6 protein-coding genes are annotated in these 6,344 nt (G+C 40.7%); 4 read left to right on the top strand and 2 right to left on the bottom strand.

Translation table 11 applies throughout. The features are described from left to right. Positions 1-66: 66 nt before the first annotated feature. On the top strand, positions 67-861 hold the full coding sequence (locus tag NQ782_RS02745) for a TorF family putative porin (protein WP_057094494.1): 795 nt from the start codon (positions 67-69) through the stop codon (positions 859-861). Positions 862-928: 67 nt separating this feature from the next. Here the strand turns inward: NQ782_RS02745 and NQ782_RS02750 are convergent, their stop codons facing one another. Then, the gene (locus NQ782_RS02750) at positions 929-1,645 is read right to left on the bottom strand and encodes a FadR/GntR family transcriptional regulator (RefSeq protein WP_000029961.1); all 717 of its coding nucleotides are present in this window, start codon (positions 1,643-1,645) and stop codon (positions 929-931) included. A gap of 83 nt (positions 1,646-1,728) precedes the next feature. Continuing rightward, positions 1,729-3,462: an IlvD/Edd family dehydratase gene (locus tag NQ782_RS02755; RefSeq protein WP_031380431.1), complete on the bottom strand. Its 1,734-nt coding sequence runs from the start codon at positions 3,460-3,462 to the stop codon at positions 1,729-1,731. Positions 3,463-3,631: 169 nt separating this feature from the next. Between NQ782_RS02755 and abaQ the strand changes: the two genes are divergently transcribed. From abaQ to NQ782_RS02770, 3 genes are all read left to right on the top strand, one after another. Next, complete coding sequence (gene abaQ, locus NQ782_RS02760; RefSeq protein WP_000345072.1) at positions 3,632-4,936, top strand: multidrug efflux MFS transporter AbaQ; 1,305 nt, start codon at positions 3,632-3,634, stop codon at positions 4,934-4,936. 10 nt (positions 4,937-4,946) lie between these two features. Continuing rightward, the gene (gene araD1 / locus NQ782_RS02765) at positions 4,947-5,945 is read left to right on the top strand and encodes an AraD1 family protein (protein ID WP_005128565.1); all 999 of its coding nucleotides are present in this window, start codon (positions 4,947-4,949) and stop codon (positions 5,943-5,945) included. Positions 5,946-5,956: 11 nt separating this feature from the next. Beyond that, on the top strand, positions 5,957-6,344 hold a 388-nt coding region (locus tag NQ782_RS02770; protein ID WP_267581174.1), incomplete at its 3' end, for an aldehyde dehydrogenase family protein.

Below are 6,344 nucleotides of genomic sequence, written 5' to 3' on the forward strand. Positions count from 1 at the left end.
TAAATTGAATTATCATGTTATTTTAAAACTTTAAACCTATAGGTAATATGTAAAAGGAATTATTAAATGAGAAAAATTTTAGGTGTAGCTTCTCTCATTATGTCTACAGGTGTTGTACATGCTGAACAATTAAATGAACAAGAACAAATTTCTCCGTATAGTGCGAATGTGACTTTTGCAAGTCAATATATTTCGCGTGGTTTTCAACAAACTTGGGGTAAGCCTGCACTACAAATTGGTTTCGACTATGCAAATCCGAATGGGCTATTTGTGGGTACTTGGGCATCCAATGTAAGTTCTAACTATCTCCGTGATGCTTCAGTTGAATGGGACTTTTATGCAGGTTATTTAAAAACCATCGATAAATTCTCAATTGGAATGTCTGTTTTTTATTATTATTACCCAGGTGCAAAAAGTACGGTTGAAACGGGGAGTACAAGCTATAACTATGGCGAAATTGTGCCCCAAATTGGCTATGGTCCTTTAAATCTCAAATATTTTATTACTTATACCCCAGATTACGCAGGTTATAACTCAAATACGATGGGTGGACCGGAAGGTAAACGTTCACGAGGAACAACTTATTTAGATTTAAATTTTACACAGCCGATCAATGAATGTTGGACTTTTGGTGCCCACTATGGCTATGAAAGAATTAAAAACTTCTCAGAAGCTAACTTTCAGGATATGAAAGTCGAACTTATTAAAGATTTAGGTGATGGCTGGACTACAGGGTTAGCTTATACCAAAGCATGGGACAAAGACGGATACTATAGAAATTATAGTAACGGTGAACCAGATGCACCAATTTCAAATCCGATTGATTCGACCTTTACAGTATCTGTAAAAAAGGTGTTCTAATTTATACATAAAAAGCCTGATCACTTTAATTTGGAGTCAGCAGGCTTTTTCTAATACATAGAGAAAATTATTTTTTAATTAAATCATAAGCCATTTTAGTATCGTCTAGCTGAACCAGTGAAGCATGACGAGCAGAGAGCGGATCTTTATTTTCAATTGCTGTTAAAATCGCTTTATGTCTTGGTAATGAATGACCTTGTAAATTTGGGCGTAGACTGGTGACTTGAATCGATTGCTGCAAAGGTAAAACCAGCATTTTTGACATATAAGCCAATAAGTCATTATGCGTTGCTTTGGCAATTGCTAAGTGAAACTGGATATCGGGTTCTATAAACTCTTCAACTGTTGTCGCCTTTTCCATTCCTTCATAGGCTTGCTTAATACGTTCAATATCTTCTTCATTTGCTGTACTTGCCGCAATATAGGCTAACTCTGGTTCTAAAACTCGTCGTACGGTAGAAAGTGTTTTAAAAAACTCGTGCTCAGGCGTCGTTTGAATTAGCCAAAACAATACATCCGGATCGAGTAAATGCCATTCTTCTTTAGGTCGAACTACTGTTCCGATTTTGGGCCTTGAATAAGTTAAGCCTTTCGCATTTAAAACGCGTATTGCTTCGCGAAAGACAGGGCGGCTGACTTTATATTCCTCACACAAATCAACTTCACTTGGGAGTTTTTCATTTTCTGAAATTTCTCCAGAAACAATTTTTAATCCCAATTGTTGAACGATTAATGCATGTTGGCTTTTGCTTGGAATAGGATTTTTATAGTCAGCTTTACTCATATTTCACTATTACGACATGTTGAATATCCTATGGTATAGATGACCTTGTGTTTTAACAAGATCATCTTTTTCAAGAATAAATATTAATGGGAATGACGTGGAACTTCTGAGCCACGGCAACCGACCAAGAAATCAAAATCACAACCCTCATCGGCTTGTAAAACATGTTCTACATAGAGCTTACGGTAGCCGCCAATAAAACTTGGTGGAGCTGGTGGCGCTAAATTTTCAAGACGTTGCTTAAGTTCTTCATCACTCACTTCTAGGTGAAGTTTTCCAGCATAGGCATCAAGTTCGATAAAGTCACCATTTTGAACTACGGCCAAAGGCCCACCTGCCATAGCTTCAGGGGCAACATGTAAAACGACCGTACCATACGCTGTTCCACTCATTCGTGCATCGGAAATACGAACCATGTCGGTAATGCCTTTGGCTAAAATTTTTGGTGGTAGTCCCATATTTCCAACCTCGGCCATGCCCGGATATCCTTTAGGGCCAGCATTTTTCATCACAAGAATACAAGTTTCATCGACATCTAGATCTGGGTCGTTAATACGGGATTTATAATCATCGAAGTTTTCAAATACGACTGCACGACCACGGTGTTTCATCAACTCCGGTGTGGCGGCAGATGGTTTAAGCACCGCACCTTTAGGCGCTAAATTACCGCGCAAAATACACATACCGCCATCTTGTCGAATTGGGTTATCTATTTTCCGAATCACTTCATCGTTATAAATAGGTGATTGCTGGCAGTTTTCCCAAATGGTTTGACCGTTTACGGTTAAGGCTTGTGGATGTGGTAAGAGACTGGCTTCGCCCATACGGCGAATCACGGCTGGCAAGCCGCCGCTATAATAGAACTCTTCCATTAAAAAACGACCCGAAGGCTGTAAGTCAACAATGGTTGGCATGCCACGGCCAACACGGTTCCAGTCATCAAGTTGTAAATCTACACCAATGCGTCCAGCAATTGCTTTTAAATGAATCACGGCGTTGGTTGAACCACCAATAGCTGCATTGACTTTAATCGCATTTTCAAAGGCTTCTTTGGTTAAGATTTTAGAAAGGCGTAAATCTTCATGAACCATATCAACAATGCGCATACCTGAAAGATGAGCCAACACATAACGGCGAGAATCTACCGCTGGAATGGCCGCATTGTGGGGTAAAGAAGTGCCTAGGGCTTCAGCCATACAAGCCATTGTAGAAGCCGTGCCCATGGTATTACATGTACCAGCTGAGCGTGACATACCAGATTCGGCAGATAAAAATTCATTTAAATCAATTTTGCCTGCTTTGAGTTCTTCATGCATTTGCCAAACGATGGTACCTGCACCAATGTCTTTACCTTTGTGCTTACCATTCAGCATTGGTCCACCAGTCACTACAATGGCAGGAATATCACAACTTGCAGCTCCCATTAATAATGCAGGGGTGGTTTTGTCACAACCTGTCAGTAACACCACACCGTCAATAGGGTTACCACGAATCGCTTCTTCGACATCCATACTGGCTAAGTTGCGGGTAAACATGGCGGTAGGACGTAAATTCGACTCACCATTTGAAAATACAGGAAACTCAACAGGGTAGCCGCCCGCTTCTAAAATCCCTTTTTTTACGTGTTCGGCAATTTTTCGGAAATGCGCATTACATGGGGTGAGTTCAGACCACGTATTACAAATTCCAATAATGGGCTTGCCTTGAAACTCATGATCTGGAATTCCTTGGTTCTTCATCCAGCTACGATACATAAAGCCATTTTTATCCGTTGTACCAAACCAGGCAGCTGAGCGAAGAACTTGTTTGTTATTCATACAAATTTCCCTATATAGTATTACTATTAGAATTAATTAATTTAAAAATACACCATAAATTTTATTTTTAAAAGGTTTGAAATTTAAATAGTATTACTATATTTTAAATTGAAAGGATAATTTACGAGCAAGATGCTCTATAAGTAAATAATAGGAAATGGAGTCGAACATGGATTTCGAAAAGGATGTAATACGGACGGTCACGTTTAAGCTGATACCTGCATTAGTCATACTATATCTGGTGGCATATATTGATCGGGCCGCTGTCGGGTTCGCTCATTTGCATATGGGTGCCGATGTAGGAATTGGTGATGCTGCCTATGGTCTAGGAGCTGGCTTATTTTTTATTGGATATTTTCTTTTTGAAGTCCCAAGTAATTTGCTTTTAGACAAATTTGGTGCTCGTAAATGGTTTACCCGCATTTTATTAACATGGGGCCTCATCACCATGGCCATGGCGCTTATTCAAGGCCCTAAAAGTTTTTATCTCTTAAGGTTTTTACTCGGTGTAGCAGAGGCGGGTTTTTTCCCTGGTGTTTTATACCTAATTACGCAGTGGTATCCGGTGCGGCATCGCGGAAAAATCATGGGAATGTTTGTGCTTTCACAACCAATTGCCATGATGATTGCAGGGCCTTTAGCTGGTCTATTACTTGGAATGGATGGCATTGCAAATTTACACGGCTGGCAATGGTTGTTTGTTGCAGTTGGCTTGCCCGCGGTTTTATTGGCTTTACCTACCTTTTTGTGGCTGCCCGATAACATTGATAAAGTAAAATGGTTAAGCATTGAACAAAAACAATGGCTTAAAAATGAACTCGTTAAAGATGAAGCCGAATATGACCAAACCCGACATGCCAATCCACTACATGCTTTAAAAGACAAACGCGTACTTTTATTAGCACTTTACTACTTACCGGTAACTTTAAGTATTTATGGTTTAAATCTCTGGCTTCCTACCATTATTAAGCAATTTGGCGGAGGTAGTGATATTCAAATTGGGTTCTTATCTAGCATTCCCTATATTTTTGGAATTATTGGACTTCTCATTATTCCGCGTAGTACTGACCGCCTGAACGATCGTTACGGACACTTAAGTCTTCTGTATGCACTAGGTGCTTGTGCAATGTTTTTAAGCGGTTGGCTAAATTCTCCAGTTATGCAGTTGGCAGCTTTGGCTGTAGTTGCGTTCTGTCTATTTTCATCGACTGCCGTGTTTTGGACATTACCGGGTCGTTTCTTAACAGGTGCAAGTGCAGCGGCTGGTATTGCCTTAATTAACTCCGTTGGAAATTTAGGTGGTTATGTCGGTCCATTTGGGATCGGACTTTTAAAAGAATACACGGGAAATATGGCTGCTGGTTTGTATTTCTTATCTATCGTCATGCTTTTTGGCTTGATTCTGACTTACATCGTCTATGCCAAGCTCGAACGTCAAAAAACACAAACAGTGAATATTCAAAAGCCTTTGTAAGGAATAAAACATGCAAATTATTCAATTTGAGAATCGTGCAAATCAACGTGCCGTCGCGAAAGTAGAAGGCAACATGGCATATCCGGTTAAAGATATTCAATCGGTTCGTGATTTAGCACTTTTAGCAATCCGCAATAAAGTTTCACTGGAACAACAAGTTGAGGCGTTAGGGTTTGAGTCCGAAACTTATGATTATTCATCTTTATTAGCAGACTTAAAGGTATTGCCGCCTTTAGATCATCCAGATCCAACGCACTGCTTAATTTCCGGTACAGGTTTAACCCATTTAGGTTCTGCATCTGCACGCGACAAAATGCATCAACAAAATTTAAGCGATGACAGCTCGGTGACCGACACCATGCGAATATTTCAATGGGGCCTACAAAAGGGCCGTCCAGCAGAAGGTCAGATCGGTGCGCAACCAGAATGGTTTTATAAAGGTGACGGTTCAATTGTGGTAAGACCGGGAGCAGAGCTGCCTTTACCCCCATTTGCCGAAGATGGCGGCGAAGAACCTGAAATCGCAGGACTCTATGTTATTGGAGAAGACTTAAAGCCTTACCGAATCGGGTTTGCGCTAGGCAATGAATATTCTGATCACGTGATGGAGCGTCGTAATTATTTATATCTGGCGCATTCAAAATTACGTTTTTGTAGTTTTGGTCCGGCTTTACGGACAGGTGAACTACCAAAACATTTAGTCGGAACCAGCCGCTTGCGCCGTAATGGACAAATCATTTGGGAAAAAGAGTTTTTGTCGGGTGAGGACAATATGTGCCATAGCTTGGCAAATCTGGAATATCACCACTTTAAGTATCAACAATTTTTAAAAGCAGGGGATGTTCATATTCACTACTTCGGTACAGCCACTTTGTCTTTTGCCGACGGTATTCAAGCGCAAGTCAACGATGAGTTTGAAATTGAAATGAAAGAGTTCGGCCATCCACTCAAAAACAAACTTGCTCATATGCAACCCGAATTACCGGTCGGTTCAGTTATTACTCTCTAAGGAATATAAAAATGGTCATTGGACACAACTTTATTGGCGGTTCACGCAGCGCACAAGGTACAACCTTATTAAAAAGCATTCATGCTACGACTGGTGAAGCTCTGCCTTATGAGTTTCACCATGCAACCGAGCAAGAGATTAATCAGGCCTGTGAAGCAGCCAGTCAAGCCTTTAAGACTTCCCGCCATACGTCACCTGAACAGCGTGCAGTTTTTTTAGAAAATATTGCCGATGAACTCGATGCTTTGGGTACAGATTTTCTTGAAATTGTCTCACAGGAAACCGCTTTGCCACTTGCACGCTTACAAGGTGAACGTGCCCGGACCAGTGGGCAAATGCGTTTGTTTGCCAAAGTATTGCGCCGTGGTGATTTTTTAGGTGCCCGTATTGATACTGCTT

This window comes from Acinetobacter sp. BD54 (assembly GCF_044778325.1).
Taxonomy (GTDB): domain Bacteria; phylum Pseudomonadota; class Gammaproteobacteria; order Pseudomonadales; family Moraxellaceae; genus Acinetobacter; species Acinetobacter baumannii.

Bases quoted from the DNA above. Each gene is read 5' to 3' on its own strand.
- araD1 (WP_005128565.1), top strand. From the start codon at position 4,947: ATGCAAATTATTCAATTTGAGAATCGTGCAAATCAACGTGCCGTCGCG.
- NQ782_RS02745 (WP_057094494.1), top strand. From the start codon at position 67: ATGAGAAAAATTTTAGGTGTAGCTTCTCTCATTATGTCTACAGGTGTT.
- abaQ (WP_000345072.1), top strand. From the start codon at position 3,632: ATGGATTTCGAAAAGGATGTAATACGGACGGTCACGTTTAAGCTGATA.
- NQ782_RS02755 (WP_031380431.1), bottom strand. From the start codon at position 3,462: ATGAATAACAAACAAGTTCTTCGCTCAGCTGCCTGGTTTGGTACAACG.
- NQ782_RS02750 (WP_000029961.1), bottom strand. From the start codon at position 1,645: ATGAGTAAAGCTGACTATAAAAATCCTATTCCAAGCAAAAGCCAACAT.